Origin of the sequence: Frigidibacter sp. RF13, from assembly GCF_026626305.1 — a bacterium.
Lineage (GTDB): Bacteria > Pseudomonadota > Alphaproteobacteria > Rhodobacterales > Rhodobacteraceae > TMP-24.
Genome location: NZ_JAPNUE010000003.1, coordinates 80,555 through 97,491, shown reverse-complemented (window position 1 = coordinate 97,491; position 16,937 = coordinate 80,555). Strand labels below are relative to the sequence as shown.

At 65.1% G+C, this 16,937-nt stretch carries 16 protein-coding genes; 12 read left to right on the top strand and 4 right to left on the bottom strand.

What is annotated here, in order from left to right; all coding sequences use genetic code 11:
- The first annotated feature begins 11 nt into the window (after positions 1-11).
- From OU426_RS08530 to OU426_RS08495, 8 genes are all read left to right on the top strand, one after another.
- Positions 12-1,721 carry an IlvD/Edd family dehydratase gene (locus OU426_RS08530; RefSeq protein ID WP_267633517.1) on the top strand — a complete coding sequence of 570 codons (1,710 nt, stop codon included), beginning with the start codon at positions 12-14 and terminating at the stop codon, positions 1,719-1,721.
- Complete coding sequence (locus OU426_RS08525; protein ID WP_267633516.1) at positions 1,721-2,491, top strand: SDR family NAD(P)-dependent oxidoreductase; 771 nt, start codon at positions 1,721-1,723, stop codon at positions 2,489-2,491. Before OU426_RS08530 ends, OU426_RS08525 begins: the two co-directional genes overlap by 1 nt.
- Positions 2,488-3,411, top strand: coding sequence for a 2-dehydro-3-deoxygalactonokinase (locus tag OU426_RS08520; RefSeq protein ID WP_267633515.1), 924 nt, complete (start codon positions 2,488-2,490; stop codon positions 3,409-3,411). Before OU426_RS08525 ends, OU426_RS08520 begins: the two co-directional genes overlap by 4 nt.
- A complete protein-coding gene (locus OU426_RS08515; RefSeq protein WP_267633514.1) occupies positions 3,408-5,348 on the top strand; it encodes a beta-galactosidase in 1,941 nt (646 codons plus the stop codon). The genes OU426_RS08520 and OU426_RS08515 overlap by 4 nt, the downstream gene beginning before the upstream one ends.
- 197 nt (positions 5,349-5,545) lie before the next feature.
- Positions 5,546-5,923, top strand: a complete 378-nt coding sequence (locus OU426_RS08510) for a hypothetical protein (protein WP_267633513.1) — start codon at positions 5,546-5,548, stop codon at positions 5,921-5,923.
- A gap of 31 nt (positions 5,924-5,954) precedes the next feature.
- On the top strand, positions 5,955-7,310 hold the full coding sequence (locus OU426_RS08505; RefSeq protein ID WP_267633512.1) for a DUF6638 family protein: 1,356 nt from the start codon (positions 5,955-5,957) through the stop codon (positions 7,308-7,310).
- A complete protein-coding gene (locus tag OU426_RS08500; protein ID WP_267633511.1) occupies positions 7,307-7,585 on the top strand; it encodes a hypothetical protein in 279 nt (92 codons plus the stop codon). The genes OU426_RS08505 and OU426_RS08500 overlap by 4 nt, the downstream gene beginning before the upstream one ends.
- Before the next feature lie 9 nt (positions 7,586-7,594).
- Positions 7,595-8,365 carry a DUF1523 family protein gene (locus OU426_RS08495; protein ID WP_267633510.1) on the top strand — a complete coding sequence of 257 codons (771 nt, stop codon included), beginning with the start codon at positions 7,595-7,597 and terminating at the stop codon, positions 8,363-8,365.
- A gap of 33 nt (positions 8,366-8,398) precedes the next feature.
- Here the strand turns inward: OU426_RS08495 and OU426_RS08490 are convergent, their stop codons facing one another.
- From OU426_RS08490 to OU426_RS08480, 3 genes are all read right to left on the bottom strand, one after another.
- Positions 8,399-8,968: a nucleoside 2-deoxyribosyltransferase gene (locus OU426_RS08490; protein WP_267633509.1), complete on the bottom strand. Its 570-nt coding sequence runs from the start codon at positions 8,966-8,968 to the stop codon at positions 8,399-8,401.
- A 57-nt stretch (positions 8,969-9,025) separates the two neighbouring features.
- Positions 9,026-10,081 (bottom strand): glycoside hydrolase family 183 protein, encoded by a 1,056-nt coding sequence (locus OU426_RS08485; RefSeq protein ID WP_267633508.1) that lies wholly within the window; start codon positions 10,079-10,081, stop codon positions 9,026-9,028.
- Between the two features lie 172 nt (positions 10,082-10,253).
- Positions 10,254-10,571, bottom strand: coding sequence for a hypothetical protein (locus OU426_RS08480; RefSeq protein WP_267633507.1), 318 nt, complete (start codon positions 10,569-10,571; stop codon positions 10,254-10,256).
- Positions 10,572-10,817: 246 nt separating this feature from the next.
- On the opposite strand from OU426_RS08480, the gene deoC reads away from it, so the two are divergent.
- Both deoC and OU426_RS08470 read left to right on the top strand, forming a co-directional pair.
- Positions 10,818-11,792: a deoxyribose-phosphate aldolase gene (gene deoC / locus OU426_RS08475; RefSeq protein ID WP_267633506.1), complete on the top strand. Its 975-nt coding sequence runs from the start codon at positions 10,818-10,820 to the stop codon at positions 11,790-11,792.
- Positions 11,793-11,799: 7 nt separating this feature from the next.
- A complete protein-coding gene (locus tag OU426_RS08470; protein ID WP_267633505.1) occupies positions 11,800-14,154 on the top strand; it encodes an aldehyde dehydrogenase family protein in 2,355 nt (784 codons plus the stop codon).
- A 73-nt stretch (positions 14,155-14,227) separates the two neighbouring features.
- Here the strand turns inward: OU426_RS08470 and OU426_RS08465 are convergent, their stop codons facing one another.
- Complete coding sequence (locus OU426_RS08465) at positions 14,228-14,548, bottom strand: TFIIB-type zinc ribbon-containing protein (RefSeq protein WP_267633504.1); 321 nt, start codon at positions 14,546-14,548, stop codon at positions 14,228-14,230.
- A 248-nt stretch (positions 14,549-14,796) separates the two neighbouring features.
- On the opposite strand from OU426_RS08465, the gene OU426_RS08460 reads away from it, so the two are divergent.
- A complete protein-coding gene (locus OU426_RS08460; RefSeq protein WP_267633503.1) occupies positions 14,797-16,002 on the top strand; it encodes an aminopeptidase P family protein in 1,206 nt (401 codons plus the stop codon).
- A gap of 86 nt (positions 16,003-16,088) precedes the next feature.
- Complete coding sequence (locus OU426_RS08455) at positions 16,089-16,880, top strand: L,D-transpeptidase (RefSeq protein ID WP_267633502.1); 792 nt, start codon at positions 16,089-16,091, stop codon at positions 16,878-16,880.
- Positions 16,881-16,937 lie beyond the last annotated feature (57 nt).

Genomic DNA, 16,937 nt, shown 5'->3' with positions numbered 1-16,937 from the left:
CCGAAGGCATCATGACAAAGAACCGCCGCAACCGCGCCTGGTATGGCAAGCTCGACAAGGACGGCTTCATCCACCGGTCCTGGATGAAGAACCAGGGCTTCCCTGATCATGTCTTCGACGGCCGCCCGGTGATCGGCATCTGCAATACCTGGTCGGAACTGACGCCCTGCAACTCGGGCCTGCGCGACCTTGCCGAAGGCGTGAAGCGCGGCGTGTGGGAGGCGGGCGGTTTCCCGGTCGAGTTTCCGGTCATGTCGCTGGGTGAGACCCAGATGAAGCCGACCGCCATGCTCTTCCGCAATCTTCTGGCCATGGATGTCGAGGAATCGATCCGCGCCTACGGGATGGACGGCGTGGTTCTCCTGGGCGGCTGCGACAAGACAACACCGGGCCAGCTGATGGGCGCGGCCTCGGTCGATCTGCCCGCAATTGTTGTCTCCTCCGGTCCGATGCTGAACGGCAAATGGCAGGGCAAGGACATCGGGTCGGGCACCGACGTCTGGAAATTTTCCGAAGCCGTCCGCGCGGGCGAGATGACCTTGAAGGATTTCATGGCGGCGGAAAGCGGCATGAGCCGCTCGAAAGGCGTCTGCATGACGATGGGCACCGCCTCGACCATGGCAAGCCTTGTCGAGGCGATGGGGATGAGCCTGCCCACGAATGCCGCGCTTCCCGCCGTCGATGCCCGCCGCATGGCGCTGGCGCATCTGACCGGGCGGCGCATCGTCGAGATGGTGGATGAGGACCTGCGCCCGTCGAAAGTGATGACGCGGGCGGCCTTCGAAAACGCGATCCTCGCCAATGCCGCCGTCGGGGGGTCAACGAATGCCGTCGTCCATCTGCTGGCCATTGCGGGCCGGGTGGGCGTGGACCTGACGCTCAAGGATTTCGAGATCGGGTCGGACGTTCCGCTGCTGGTCAACTGCATGCCCTCGGGCAAATATCTGATGGAGGATTTCGCTTATGCGGGCGGCATGCCGGTGGTGCTGAAGGAACTCGCGGGTCACTTGCGCAGGGCCACAACGGTGATGGGCAAGGATATCGCCGCCTATGCCGAAGGCGCGGGCTGCTGGAACCGCGATGTGATCCGCCCCTTCGCCGATCCGGTGAAGCCCGCTGCCGGCATACGGGTCCTGAAGGGCAACCTCGCGCCGAACGGCGCCATAGTGAAACCGTCCGCCGCCACACCCGCGCTTCTGGAACATGAAGGCGTGGTGCATGTCTTTGAAAGCATCGAGGACATGAAGGCCAATATCGACCGCGAGGACTTGGCCGTGACGGCCGAGACGATCCTCGTCCTGAAAGGCTGCGGGCCGAAAGGCTATCCCGGCATGCCGGAAGTGGGCAACATGCCGATCCCGCGCGCTTTGGTGAAGCAGGGCGTGCGCGACATGATCCGCATCTCGGACGCGCGCATGTCGGGCACCGCCTTCGGCACGGTGATCCTGCATGTCTCGCCCGAGGCACAGGCGGGCGGCACGCTCGCGCTGGTCAAGACCGGCGACCGAATCCGGGTTTCGGCCAAGGCGGGCGTGCTGGAACTGCTGGTCAGCGAGGCAGAGCTTGCGGCCCGGCGCGCGGCATGGACGCCCGAGGAAAGCCCCTACACGCGTGGGTACGCGAAGCTCTATATCGACCATGTGTTGCAGGCCGACCGCGGCGCCGACCTTGATTTCCTCGTCGGCAAGGACACAAGGCCCGTCACGCGGGAGAGCCATTGATGCAACTGCCAGCCACGTTCCACGACCTTAAGGGCGCCTCCGTCTTCATCACCGGCGGCGGGTCGGGCATCGGCGCGAGCCTGACCGAAGGCTTCCTCCGGCAGGGCGCGAAGGTCGCCTTCGTGCAACGCTCGGACTCCACCGAATTCTGCGACCGGATGGCGGAAGAGACCGGCAACCGGCCGCTGTTCATCCCCTGCGACATCACCGACACGGCCGCGCTGAAGGCCGCCGTCGATCAGGCCGCCGAAGCGCACGGACCGGTCCGGGTGCTCGTGAACAATGCGGCGAACGACAAGCGCCATGACGTCATGGAGGTCGACGAGGCCTTCTGGGACTGGTCGATGGCCATCAATCTCAAGGCCTATTTCTTTGCCATTCAGGCGATCGTGCCCGGCATGAGGGCACTGGGCGGCGGTTCGATCGTCAACTTTTCCTCGATCAGCTACATGATGGGAAATGCGGGCTACACGCTCTACACGACCGCGAATTCCGCCATCAACGGCATGACCCGCAGCCTCGCCCGCGAGTTCGGGCCGGACCGGATCAGGGTCAACGCGCTCGCCCCCGGCTGGGTGCTGACGCAAAAGCAGAAAGACCTCTGGGTAACGCCCGAAGGCCTCTCGAAGCATCTCGACCGGCAGTGCCTGAAGGATACGCTTGGCCCCGAGGATGTGGTGGGCGGCACGCTTTTCCTCGCTTCGGACATTTCGAAGATGATGACCGGGCAGGCGTTGGTGATCGACGGCGGCGTGGTGGTGACCGGATGAGCGGCCAGACCGAGCGCGCCGCCTGGATCGCCGTCGACTGGGGCACCAGCAACCTGAGGCTCTGGCGGATGGGTCCTTCGGGCGAGGTCTTGGGCGAGGCGCGGTCGGATCGCGGCATGGGTACGCTCAAACCCGAGGGGTTCGAACCTGTCCTGCTTGACCTGATCGCTAACGACCTTCTGGAAAATGGCCGCCTGACAGTCATCGCTTGCGGCATGGTGGGGGCGCGGCAAGGCTGGCAGGAGGCGCGCTATGTCGCCGTCCCCGCCACGCCGCCGGGCATCTCGCAGGCCCTGAAGGTCGACACCAGCGATCCAAGGCTTTCGGTCCATATCCTGCCGGGCATGAGCCAGGCCTCTCCCGCCGACGTGATGCGCGGCGAGGAAACCCAGATTGCCGGGTTCCTGTCGGCGGAACCGGCCTTCGACGGGGTCCTCTGTCTGCCCGGAACCCATTGCAAATGGGCCCATATCAGCGCGGGCGAAGTGGTGAGTTTCCGCACCTTCATGACCGGCGAGATTTTCGCGCTTCTGTCGGGCCAGTCGGTGCTGCGCCATTCGGTGGCCGCCTCGGGCTTCGACACGGAGGCATTCACCGCCGCCGTCAGCCATGTCATGTCGCGCCCACAGGCGCTGGCGGGCGATCTCTTCTCGATCCGCGCCGAAACGTTGCTATCCGGCCTTGATGCAGTTCAGGCACGGTCGCGCCTATCCGGCATGCTGATCGGGGCGGAACTTGCAGCCGCGCGGCCCTACTGGCTGGGGCAGGAAATCGTCATCCTTGGCGAAGGCGGGCTCGCCGGTGCCTACCGTACGGCGCTTGCGGCGCAGGGCGCCCCTGCCCGCACAGTAGATGCCGCGCGCTTGACTCTGATGGGCCTGACCGCCGCCTGGCGGGCACTGGCAGAGGGCGCGCAATGACTGCCCGGCGCCGGACGCTCGGCGTCTGCTACTATCCCGAACACTGGCCCGAGGAACAGTGGCCGGAAGATGCGCGGCGGATGGCCGAGGCGGGTCTGACATGGGTCCGGATTGGCGAGTTCGCCTGGGGGCGCATCGAGCCCGAACCGGGGCGCCTTGATTGGGGCTGGCTTGACCGGGCAATCCAGACGCTGGGGCGCGAAGGGCTGAAGGTCGTCTTGGGCACACCGACTGCAACACCGCCGAAATGGGTGCTCGACCGCCATGCAGACATGCTGGCTATGGATGCCGAAGGGCGCCCGCGCAAGTTCGGCTCGCGTCGCCATTATTGCTTCAGCCACGAGGGCTATCTGGGCGAATGCCGCCGGATCGTGACCGAGATCGCCCGCCGCTACGGCCGCAACCCGCATGTCGCCGCCTGGCAGACCGACAATGAATATGGCTGTCACGATACGGTCCTGTCCTATTCCGACGCCGCGCGGCGGGCCTTCCGCGACTGGCTGCGCGCCCGCTTTCCGGCGGAGGGCGGCAATGGCGGCGATATCGGCGCGCTTAACCTGGCCTGGGGCAATGTCTTCTGGTCGATGGACTATGCCGATTTCAACGATATCGACCTGCCGAACCGGACGGTGACCGAACCGAACCCGGCCCATAGCCTCGCCTTCCGCGCCTTTTCTTCCGATCAGGTCGTGCGCTTCAACCGGGCGCAGGTCGAAATCATCCGCGCCCATTCCGACGCGCCGATCGCCCACAACTACATGGGTCGGGTGACGGAGTTCGATCATTTCAAACTCGGTGCCGATCTCGATATCGCGTCCTGGGACAGCTACCCGCTTGGTTTCCTTGAAGACCGTGTGGGCGCGAGCGCAGAGGATCAGCGCCATTTCGCTCGGCAGGGCGACCCGGATTTTCAGGCCTTCCACCACGACCTGTACCGCGCGGTTGGGCGCGGCCGCTGGTGGGTGATGGAACAACAACCGGGGCCGGTGAACTGGGCACCCTACAACCCCGCCCCCCTGCCCGGCATGGTCCGCCTCTGGACGTGGGAGGCCTTTGCCCACGGCGCCGAGGCGGTCTGTTATTTCCGCTGGCGGCAGGCGCCCTTCGCGCAGGAACAGATGCACGCGGGGCTTTTGCGCCCCGACAGCGCGGAAGCGCCGGGTCTGGCCGAGGCGCGGGCGGTAGCTGGGGAGCTGGCCGAGGCGCCCGAGGTCAGCCAGGCCCGCGCGCCGGTCGCGCTGATCTTCGACTATGCCGCCGACTGGGCCTGGACCGTCCAGCCGCACGGGCGGGGGCTGAGTTATTTCGACCTGCTCTTCGCCCACTATCGCGCTTTGCGCCGGGCGGGTCTGTCGGTGGATATCCTGCCGCCCGAGGGCCGGGATTTCTCCGGTTATCGCGCGATCTTCGCACCGGGCATGATGCACATGCCCGAGGCACTTAAGGAAGCGCTGGCGTCATGCGGTGCAGAGGTGGTGATCGGCCCGCGTAGCGCCGCGCGCGACGAGCACTTCTCGATCCCCGTGCCGCTGCCGCCCGCCTTTCCCGGCCTCGATGTCACGGTCTTGCGGGTCGAGAGCCTCAGGCCCGACATGCCGATAGCGGTTCAGGGCGGCGGGGCAGTCACCGGATATCGCGAGGAACTGGAAACAAGCTGCAAGGCCATTTTGCAGCTTGAAGACGGGCAGGCCGTCGCCGTCCAGTCTGGACGCATCGCCTATGTCGGTGGCTGGGGCGATGACGTGATGCTTGACCGGCTGGTGGCGGAAATCGCGGCCCGGGCCGGACTGGAAACGCTCTCGCTGCCGCGCGGCCTCAGGGTTCGCGACAGCGGTCATGAGCGGTTCTGGTTCAACCACAACCCCCACCCGCTCGAGAGCCCGGTCGGCACGATCCCGGCGGCCGGGGTCATCCGCCAGCGAAAGGGAACCACTTAACTGCACGCTGACCCGGACAGCTGCCGGAGGTGAGACAGTTTCTGTCTTTTTCCCCTTTCGCACACTATGCGACGCGTGCCACCCGCCATTCATGGCGGGAGCCTGTACCTGGATCATCATCGCAGGCTGTACATGAGGCTTGCGGAGTGCGAAACATGGCGAACAGGCCGCGTAGGTCGACATGACGCGGGGGTGAGATGGACGTTCCGATCGGATTTTCAAACACGTTTTTGCCGATCCTTATCCTCGGGGCAGCGGCAATCTCTCTGCCGCGGCTGATCGTGCCCAAGGAAACCCGGTCGCACCGCATGGTTATTTCTGGCGTCCTTCTGTCGGCCTTTCTTGTTCAGGCGCTCTCGACGGCGCTCACTGGCTATATGTTCGCGCAAATTGGCGCCGATGTCGGCGGGGCCTTGTCGGACGCGCCGGGCGAGACCATGTTCTACCTGATCAGGACTTCCTTCCTGCCGATGATTGCATGGGGCCCGCTGATGCTTATTTCCTGGCTTTCGCTTTCCCGCCGTACAGAAAGGCTGCGCGGCCAGGATCTGGCGCGGAACCGGCTGCCGGAATGACGGAGCCCGGACGTCCGGAGACGAAGCAGAGATGAGACGGCTGATCGAAAAGGGGCTGATGTTCGGCAATCTGGTTGCCGTGGATTCGCCCGCCCTTGTCGAGCGTTACAACCGCGCGCTGGAACGTCTGACCGGCAAGCGGACCGCACTGCAGGACTTCCATATCGACCTGTCGGGCTACAGCCCCGAGGTGGGCGACGAGCTGGGTGATCATCTCTATCTCAACCCCAATGGCATGAACCGCCAGTTCATCCTTCTGACGACCGAACAGAAGGAAGCGCCGCTGCTGAACGCCAGGTTCTCCACCTCGCGCGGCATCCTTGTGCGCTATATCGAGGAAAACGAGGAGCAGCTCTTTTCCCTCACCGCGCGCGACGCGGTGGCGGGGGAGCTGGAGAATACGATCTTCAAGCTTTCCACGCCCGGACAACTTCTCGATCTGCGGCAGGTGACGGTCAGGGCCGACACCGCCGGACAGGCGGTGAAGGGGGCCGAGAAGATGCAGGGCCTGATCCACCGCTTCCGCAGCGAATATGACGCCTGGTGCGACGATGCGCTGATCGGCGAGATGATCGATCTTGCGAAGTCCACCGGAGACATCACCCGCAACCCGATCCGGCTGAGCGAGAAGGTCTACGATCAGGGCAATTTCTGGACCGGGCATTTCGGCGGGATCTATCTTTTCCCGAAGGTCGATTTTCCCGCCGCCATCTCTGTCGGCCCGAAAGAAGTGCTGGGGCGGATGCCGATCGCCTATACGTTTGACCTTGGCGACCGCAATCAGATCGCAAAGTTTCTCGACCTCAACGATCTTGCCGAACCGGTCGTCCATGCCCGCGGCGCCGATGCAGCCGCGATTTTGCGGCAGAAGATGGATTTCATCCTTGTCGATTTCGCTGCGCGCGAGGGGATCGACCCTGGCGCGGGCACGCGCGCCGAACTGCGGCTGATCGCCAATACGCTTGCGGCACAGTTGCCCGAGGAGTTCCACGGGCTCGCCGCCATGCTTCGCTGGGCCGAGGCGGGCGGCACATGGCCGCGCATCACCTCGGACCATCCGTCCTATTTCTACACGCTGCGCGCCAAGGCCGGGCCTGACCGCGATCTGGTGAACATGCTGTTGGCGGAACTCTCGCCGCTCGACATCCGCCAGACCTTCATCTGCCACAAGGACCTGTTCTACCGGCTCTATTCCGGCTGGTCCGAGGCCAAGAAAGACTATGTGGCGACCTTCCTCGCCGCCGAATATCAGATGGACCGGGTGGGCACGCGCGAGGCCCTGTTCGGGCCAGAGCCGGACATGGGAGACCACCTGCCCGACCTTGTCGCTCGCGTTGGCCCCTGGGGTGCGGTGCGCGCCAAACCTGCCCGAAAGGACAGACGATGATCGCCATCCTTCGCCTTCTGCTCTTCGCCTTCATCGGGCTCTCGGTATTCTATCTTCTCCTTGGCGCCTACTGGCGCTCCCTGCGTCGCGAGGCGCTGGAAAAGCAATGGGACGCCGCGCCGCCGGACGGTCAGGGCGCGGCCGAGCGCAATGCGTTCATCGCGAAGGGCATGGAGGCCTATGAACGCGGGCTGAAGAAGAAACTACTCTGGCTCGTCTATGTCATCCCGATGGGCCTGATCGTGATCATCGCCTATGTGCAGAATTATCAATAGGGGGCGCCGATGTCTGGCTATCTGGTCTGGGGGCTGATCCTCCTTCTCCTCATCGGGGGCACGCTTTTCCTGCGCTACCGCTATCCCGAGGGCAGCAGCGGGCGGCGGCGGATGAAATGGGGCTTCTGGGCCCTGGTGATCCTGATCGTCGGCCTCTTCCTCAACTACACGCTGCCCAGTCATGACGTCGTGCGGATCACCAACACCTACAACCGGCTGACCACGGTTTCGTGGGAAAACGCCTGGGCCTATGCCTCGCCCGACACCGGCACCGGCGAGGGCACCCAGACGCGCGATATCCGCTTCATCGAGGCGGTGCATGACGATGACAGCGTAGTCGTGTTCCGCAACGAGGATACCGGCTGGGTCTGGCCGCCCTATTTCAAGTACGACAGTTCGAACCTGCATGCCGAGGCCTCGAACCTCAGGTCCGACAAGGCCGCGCCGCAATGGGTGATGGTCACCTATTACGGCTGGCGCCTGCCGATCCTGTCGATCTATCCCAATGCGGTGAAGGTGCGCGCGGTCGACAGCGCGGACGCGACGGTGTTGCCGTGGGTCAATATCCTGATCCTCACCGCGCTCGCGCTTCTCATATTGATGCTACGGCGGATGTGGCTGCAGTTCCGCGAAAGGACCATCGACCCGGTGGTCGAGGATGCAGGCGATTTCCTTGAGGGGATTGACGCTCAGGCTGATGCCGCCCGCGCGCAGGCGCGCGGCTGGTGGGGGCGCTTCATTGCCTGGATCAACACCTGGCGACAAAAGCCACGACCCTAGCGTCGGCATTGCGTCCGGCTCGGCCCCGGCGCCTTACCCGCCACGCAGCCTTTGCGTCGCAATCGCAAGCACGGCCTCGAATGCCGACAGGTCCAGGTAGCGCCGGTCCTCGGGCACATCGCGCGTCACCCAGGTGCCGCCCGCCGCCATGATCCCGCCGTCGAGCATGAGGTTCTCGTTCATGTCGAAATCCTCGACCAGCATGCCGTCCGGGCCGCGCGCCCGCCCGGCCGCATCCGTTTCCACCTGCCCGCCATAATGCGCCAGGAGGCGCGCGTGATGGCTGGCGGTGACGTTCGAATAGGCGAATGCCGGCTTGCCGCGCCCGCACATGAAGCCTAGCTCGAATATCGTGCCGGCATCGGCGTGCAGGCCGCGGAAGGGTGTGAGGTTCGCGATGATTGCGCCTGCGGACATCATCAGTCGTTCGTCGGCGCGGTAAATGTTCTCGCCCATCTGCCGCTTGGTCAGCGCGGCCGGAATCTCCAAATCGCCGGGTGCCACCGGCTCCAGCCCCGCCGCGCGGGTCAGGGCGATCTTGCGGTCGAGGACCTCGCGCGCGTCGGGCAGAAAGACTTCGGGCCCAGCCAGATAGACCTTCATGACACTTCTCCCTGGGTGCGCGGCAACCGCTCCATGCGACTTGAAACGCCGCCATTCCTACCGGCGCTGCAGCTCGGCCTTCATCAGGAAGGTGTTGTAAAGGCCGAACTGGCTCATGATAAAATAGAAGGTGAGCCCGTCGTCCTCGATCCAAGAGGGTGTCATGTAGGAGCCATAGAGCAGCGGGTAATCCGCAGCACGTGCCAGCGCGACCGGCTCCGACCAGGGGCCTTCCGGTCGGTCGGCGAAACGCAGTTCCAGCGCTTCCGAGACTTCGTTGATCGTGGAGTACATCCAACGGCCGATGCCCGCGTTCCAGACGAGTGAACCTTCGCTCGCAGCCGGCAGAATGACCTCGACCGCGCGTGCGCGGTCCTTCTGCCAGACGCTGCCGTCCCAGTATTCCCAGGCCTCGGTCTGCAGAAGTTCACCGGCACTGACGCGGGCCGCCCGTGCCCCGCCTGCGCGGCCGCAGGGGGTGCCGATGGCATAGACATAGCGCGCGTCCTCGTTGCCGGTGCCGGCCTCGGCCGATAGTGCCCGCATGTTGAAGTTCGACAGATGGTCGCCAAAGTCGCCCGAGCCCCTGTCCCAGGTCCGGCCGCCGTCCTTCGAGGTGATGAAGCGGGAATAGTTGCAGATCGTCCCCATCCCGGGGGAGTAGCCATGCATCGACATGTAGTGCAGGTAGAGCGTATCGCCGACCGCCACCATTGCGGTGGGGATCTTCGACTGTTCGCCCGTGAACGGCGCATCGTGCCAGCCCTCGACTGCCGCCTTGGCGTGGCCATCCGGGCCGGTCAGCCACGCGTCGATCACGACACCGTCCGACGGGTCCAGGTCGCGTGTGAACGCGATGGCATTCGAACGCATGTTCGGACCGAATTTCTGGCACCAGTCGCCCTGCCAGCCGAACGTGTCGCCGAAGGCGATGACGATTGTCCCGTCAATCTCGGCCATCGTGCCAAGATCGGTGCCGCAAATGTCGAGCGCCTGCACGTCAGCCGAGGCTTCCGGGCCGGTAAGCGGCTGCACCTTTGTCGAGGTGACGTCGTACTCCTGCCCCAGGGTCGGCCAGGCGACCAGCACAAGTAAGGCGACCAGGGATTTCATGCGTCATCCTCATCGACGGACAGGGCCGCCATTGGAATGGAAGCCACGCAGCCCAAGTCTGACACGGCCGGGCGACGTCGGCAATCTGCCCGACGACCCGATCGCCTTGCACCCTGCAAGGCGCGGCGGGATGTCGCCGGTACATCCGCCGCACGGTTCGGCGCCCGTACTTTCAAAGATCGCGAAAGAAGGGATCGATCGCCCAGTAGGTTTCCAGATCGGCGGCGCGTCCGCGTGGCAGGCCAAGCGCCTCCATCGCATAGAGATCGGCGCCGAGCAGCGCGGCGAGCCGCCAGGCCTGCGCCGCATCGTCGCGAGCGGGGCTGCCGGGGCCGAACGTGGCCTCGATATCCGCCGCCGCCGTCGCCAGCGTGAAGATCAGCTCCGACGGCCGCGCCTCCGGCCAGGCGTGCACCATGTCACGCACGACCGAGCGCCAGCCGTCTGGCGCCTCGAGCAATTTCTCGATGGCAAAATGAACCTTTTCCACACCGGCAGCCCCACCCGCTGCCTCGATGTAAGCAGAAATCCCCGGTTTCCGCCACTTTGCGTCATTTTGGGCCCGATTCCGGCGCCAGAGGCGGCAACAGATGCCAATTGTTGGCAAAAGCCCCGCAATAGCAGACCAAAACCTGACCAATTGGTCAAATTTCTTGGTTGATTGGCATTGGCGCTTTGGCTAATGTCGGGCACAGTCTTTCCAACCGGCCAAGCGCGCCGCCCCCGAGGTTTCCCGATGTCCCTGAGCGCGAGTGCCGCCACGGCCAATTTCCCCCGAAACCAGGGCGTGCCCCTGCAGACCGACTGGTTCGACGCCATCGCCGTGAACACCTCGGCCGCCGAACGGCGCGCTGCGACGATGACAACGCGGCGCACGGTGAAGAAGGAATTCCAGGCCGCCTGGCTCGTGAACGCCATCCGCTGCATCGACCTGACCACGCTTTCCGGCGACGACACGCCCGACCGCGTCGCCCGCCTCTGCGCCAAGGCCCGCCGCCCCTTGTCGGACGAGATCATGACCGGCCTCGGCCTTGATCATCTCACTACAGGCGCGGTTTGCGTCTACCCGTCCATGGTCCCTGCGGCGGTGAAAGCCCTGAAGGGCACATCCATCCCCGTCGCCTCGGTCGCCACCGGCTTTCCGGCGGGCCTCACGCCGCTCGCCCTGCGCCTCGCTGAAATCAAGTACGCAGTTGAGGAAGGCGCCGAGGAAATCGACATCGTCATCCATCGCGCTCAGGTGCTGAACGGCGACTGGCAGGCGCTCTATGACGAGGTCGCGGCGATGCGTGAGGCCTGCGGCGCCGCGCATATGAAGGCCATCCTCGCCACGGGCGAACTGAGAACGCTGCGCAATGTCTACAAGGCCTCGATGGTCGCCATGCAGGCCGGGTCGGATTTCATCAAGACCTCGACCGGCAAGGAAGGCGTGAACGCCACGCTCCCCGTCTCGCTGATCATGGTCCGCGCGCTCCGCGACTACGGGCGCCTGACCGGCCACAAGATCGGCTTCAAGCCTGCGGGCGGCATGAAATATGCCAAAGACGCGATCGCCTGGCAGATCCTGATGAAGGAAGAGCTGGGCAACGACTGGCTCCAGCCCGACCTCTTCCGCCTCGGCGCCTCCTCGATGCTTGCCGATATCGAACGTCAGCTCGAACATCACCTGACCGGCCGCTATGCGGCCGCCCACCGCAACGCCATCGCCTGAGGGTCCCATGTCCAAAGTCACGGAAATCCTCGCCACCATGGAATACGGCCCCGCCCCCGAAGCAAATGGCGAAGTGGTCAAATGGCTTAAGGCGCGCGGCACCTTCGGCCATCTAATCGGCGGCGCATTCACCACGCCCGCGAAGACCTTCGCCGTCCATAACCCCGCGACCGGCGAGGTGCTGGCCCAAGTCGCGCAAGGCTCCGCCGCCGACGTCGATGCAGCCGTGAAAGCCGCCCGCGCCGCGCTCCCCGGCTGGCAGCGCCTTTCCGGCCACGAACGCGCCAAATGGCTCTATGCGCTGGCCCGCGCCGTCCAGAAACGCGAGCGCTTCCTCGCCGTCCTCGAGACGATGGACAACGGCAAACCGATCCGCGAGACGCGCGACATCGACGTGCCTTTGGTCGCCCGCCATTTCTACCACCATGCCGGCTGGGCCGAGATGCTGGCGGACGAATTTCCGGGCACGGACCCGGTGGGCGTCTGCGGCCAGATCATCCCCTGGAACTTCCCGCTCCTCATGCTCGCCTGGAAGGTCGCGCCCGCGCTGGCCGCCGGCAACACCGTCGTCCTGAAGCCCGCCGAATACACGCCCCTCACCGCCCTCGCCTTCGCCGAGATCTGCGTCGAGATCGGCCTGCCGAAGGGCGTCGTGAACATCGTCACGGGTGACGGCGAAACCGGCGCGGCGCTTGTGAACGCCGAGGTCGATAAGATTGCCTTCACCGGCTCAACCGAGGTCGGCCGCGCGATCCGCAAGGCCACTGCCGGCACGGGCAAGAAGCTGACGCTGGAACTCGGCGGCAAGTCGCCCTTCGTGGTCTTTTCCGACGCCGACATCGACGGCGCGGTCGAGGGCGTCGTGGACGCGATCTGGTTCAACCAGGGTCAGGTCTGCTGCGCGGGCTCGCGCATCCTCGTGCAAGAGGTCATCGCCGAGGACTTCACCCGCCGCCTGAAGGCCCGCCTCGCGAAGCTGCGCGTCGGCGATCCCCTCGACAAATCCACCGACATGGGCGCACTCGTCGATCCAGTGCAACTCGACCGAGTCTCCTCGCTCGTCCGCGAAGGCCAGGCCCAGGGCGCCGTGCTGCATCAGGCCCCCTGCCTCCTGCCCACCAAGGGCTCCTTCTTCGCCCCCGGCTTCTTCACCGGCGTTGCCCCCGCGAACGTCATCAGCGAGGTCGAAATCTTCGGCCCCGTCGCCACGCTCACCACCTTCCGCACGCCGGACGAGGCGGTGGAACTTGCCAACAACACCCGCTACGGGCTCGCAGCCTCCGTCTGGTCGGAAAACATCAACCTCGCCCTCGACGTGGCCAGCCAGGTCAAGGCCGGGATCGTCTGGATCAACGGCACCAACATTTTCGACGCCGCCGCCGGTTTCGGCGGCTACCGCGAGTCGGGCTTCGGCCGCGAGGGCGGGCGCGAGGGGATGCTCTCCTACCTCGCCGACACCCCGGTCAAGTCCAAAACCGAGGCCGCCCCCATCGCCCCCGACACCGCGCCTCACCCGAACGCGCCGGGCCGCGCCGACGGCATCGACCGCACTGCGAAACTCTACATCGGCGGCGCACAGAAGCGCCCTGATTCCGGCTATTCCTACGCCGTCACCGCCAAGGGCCGCACCCTCGGCCTCGCGGGGCTTGGCAACCGCAAAGACATCCGGAACGCGGTCGAGGCCGCGCACGCCTGCAAAGGCTGGGGCAAAGCCACCGGCCACAACCGCGCGCAGGTCCTCTATTTCCTGGCCGAAAACCTCAGCCAGCGCGCCACCGAATTCACCGAACGGCTGAAAGCGGCCGGCACTCCCAAGGCCGCCGAGGAGGTCGAAACCGCAATCCGCCGCGCCTTCTGGTATGCCGCGCAAGCCGACAAGTTCGACGGCGCCGTCCATTCGACCAAATCCGCCCATGTCACGCTCGCGATGAACGAACCCTTCGGCGTGATGGGCATCGCCTGCCCGACCGACGCGCCTCTCTTGGGCTTCCTCAGCCTCGTCCTGCCCGCCATCGCGATGGGCAACCGCGTGATCGCAGTCCCCTCGCAGAACATGCCCCTCGCCGCGACCGATCTCTATCAGGTACTGGAAACCTCGGACCTTCCAGGCGGCGTCGTGAACATCGTCACCGGCCCGCGCGACGAGCTGGCCAAGACGCTGGCCGGCCACGATGACGTGGCTGCGCTTTGGTACTGCGGCTCGGCCGAAGGCGCGCGGATGGTCGAGACGGAAAGTGCGGGCAACCTCAAGGTCACCTGGTGCCCGGAAAACCGCGACTGGCTCTCGCCTGCGGGGCAAGGGCGCGGCTTCCTGACCCGCGCCACGCAGGTCAAGAATATCTGGGTTCCCTACGGCGAATGACCCTTATCGTCGCACTTCGTGCGCTCTCCGGGTGTCCCCCCGATAAGCGGCGAAGCCGACGAGGAGGCCCGGCTCAGAAGTCGAACAATTCGCTCAGGAAGCTCTCGCGTTTCTTCGGCTTGCGACGGCGATCGTCGTCGTCATCATCATCGTCGCGGTGGCGCGACCGTTCGCGCCGCTCTTCGGTATAAGCGGGCGCCGACCGTGGCTCGCGCAAAGGCACCGCCTGACGCGCCGCCGTCGAAGCCAGCGGATCGCCTCCGGTGGCCCGGTCGATAATCTTGTCCAGCTCGCCACGATCCAGCCAGACGCCCCGGCATCTCGGGCAATAGTCGATCTCGACGCCGTTGCGGTCGGCCATCACCAGCGTTTCATTGTCGACAGGGCAGCGCATAGAACATCCTTTCACTTTTCGAAGGAGATAGTGCGCCCCGCCTGCCCCGCAAGCCAGCCGCCTCTGTTTTCGCAAGATTCCGCTTGCCAGACCGCCCCCTTCTGCGTCATTTACCGCGCGAGCCGTGACGATGGCGTCGTCACAGGGGGCAGACCCCGCCGCTTGCGGTCCAGTAGCCGCGACTGTCCTGTACGCCGGGACCTTTCGGGGTCTCGGTCGCGATCAGACCCCAATCAAAGAGGTCTGAAATGTCCGAGCGCCCACAGCAATACCGGTTCCACCAAGGCGACCGCGTCCTGCCCTTCGCCGCATCCGAATATGACGCCCGCCTTGCGGGACTGAGGAAGATCATGGCCGACCAGGGGGTCGAGGCCGCGATCTTCACCTCGATGCACAATATCGCCTACTACTCGGGCTTCCTTTACTGCTCCTTCGGCCGCCCCTACGGCCTTGTCGTCACCCCGACGGAATCGGTGACGATCAGCGCGGGCATCGACGCGGGCCAACCCTGGCGGCGCTGCCACGGCGACAACATCACCTACACCGACTGGCAGCGCGACAATTACTGGCGTGCGATCCTCTCGGTCACCGGCCCGGGCCGGGTGATCGGCTATGAAGGCGACCATCTGACCCTTCTGCAGAACCAGAAGCTCGAAGCCTTCCTGTCGCCCAAGACCAAGGTCGACATCGCGCCCGCCACGATGAAACAGCGGATGATGAAGTCGAGGGCCGAGATCGACCTGATCATCCACGGCGCCAATGTCGCCGACGTCGGCGGCTTCGCCATCCGTGATGCGGTGAAGGAAGGCGCGCGCGAGATCGACATTGCCATGGCCGGCCGCGACGCGATGGAACTGGAGATCGCCAAGCGTTTCCCAGACGCCGAATATCGCGACACCTGGGTCTGGTTCCAGTCCGGCATCAACACCGACGGCGCCCACAACCCGGTCACGGCGCGCAAACTGCAGCGCGGCGACATCCTCAGCCTCAACACCTTCCCGATGATCTCGGGCTACTACACCGCGCTGGAGCGCACGATGTTCGTGGGTGAGTGCGACGCCGCCTCGCGCCGCATCTGGGACATCAACGTCGCTGCCCACGAATATGGCATCAGCCTCCTGAAGCCCGGCGCCTCCTGCGCCGAGGTCACCCAGAAGCTGAACACCTTCTTCGAGGAACATCAGGTGCTGCAATACCGCACCTTCGGCTACGGCCATTCTTTCGGTGTTCTCTCGCACTATTACGGCCGCGAAGCAGGGCTCGAACTGCGCGAGGATATCGACACCGTCCTTGAACCCGGCATGGTCATCTCGATGGAACCGATGCTCACGATCCCCGACGGCCAGCCCGGCGCGGGCGGCTACCGCGAGCATGACATCCTGATCATCACCGAGGACAGCAATATCGACATCACCAAATATCCCTACGGGCCGGAATACAACATCGTCGACTAAGGTTGGGCGCGTCGCGAAGGGTGGCTTTCGTTTGCCGCCGAAATTCTGCTAGTCAGGTTCGAAACAGACTCTCGCGCGGACGGAACATGCCATTCTCGACCCTATCGCCTTCGCGGCGCACCTTCATCGCCCTGGCCGGTTCGGCCGCCCTCTCGGCTTGCGGCGGCCCGCCGACGCCCGCCGCCGACGATCCGGTGACGCGTTATGGCTTCACGCCGGTCGAGGGTTACGGCCCTCTGGACGACAACGGCTACCATCTGCCACCTATTCCGCCGAATTACCTCGAATGGCCGAACCGCCGGCAGCTTGTCTTCTACGAAGGCGAGCGTCCGGCGGGCACGATCGAGATCGATCCCTGGGCCAAGTTCCTTTACTGGATCATCGGCGACGGCACCGCTTGGCGCTATCCGATTGCAGTCGGCCGCGCAGGTCTTACGCTCAGGGGCCAGACCACGATCCGCCGCAAGGAGGTCTGGCCGGGCTGGCAGCCCACCGCCAACATGCTGCGCACCCAGCCCGAGGTTTACGGCCCCTTCGCGCGCGGCGTGCCCGGCGGCCTGGCAAGCCCCCTCGGCGCGCGGGCGCTTTATCTCTACCGCGGCGGCAAGGACAGCTATTACCGCATCCATGGCACCAACGATCTGGAATCGATCGGCAATTCGGGATCTGCGGGCTGCATCCGGCTTTTCAACCATGACATCATCGACCTCTTCGACCGCATCTCGATCCCGACCGAAGTGAGCATCCGCACGCTGGAGGACAGCCAGCGCCTTCTCGGACCGGCCAACACGCCGCGCGGCGTCGAACTGCCGCCGAAGATCATCTCGCCCGAGACGATCTACGGCGCAACCGAGCCTGCGGTCGATCCCGGAACCTGACGCCCCTCCGGGCGTAGTTCGGAAAAGCGATTTCGAACGTTTGGATTCATGCATTCG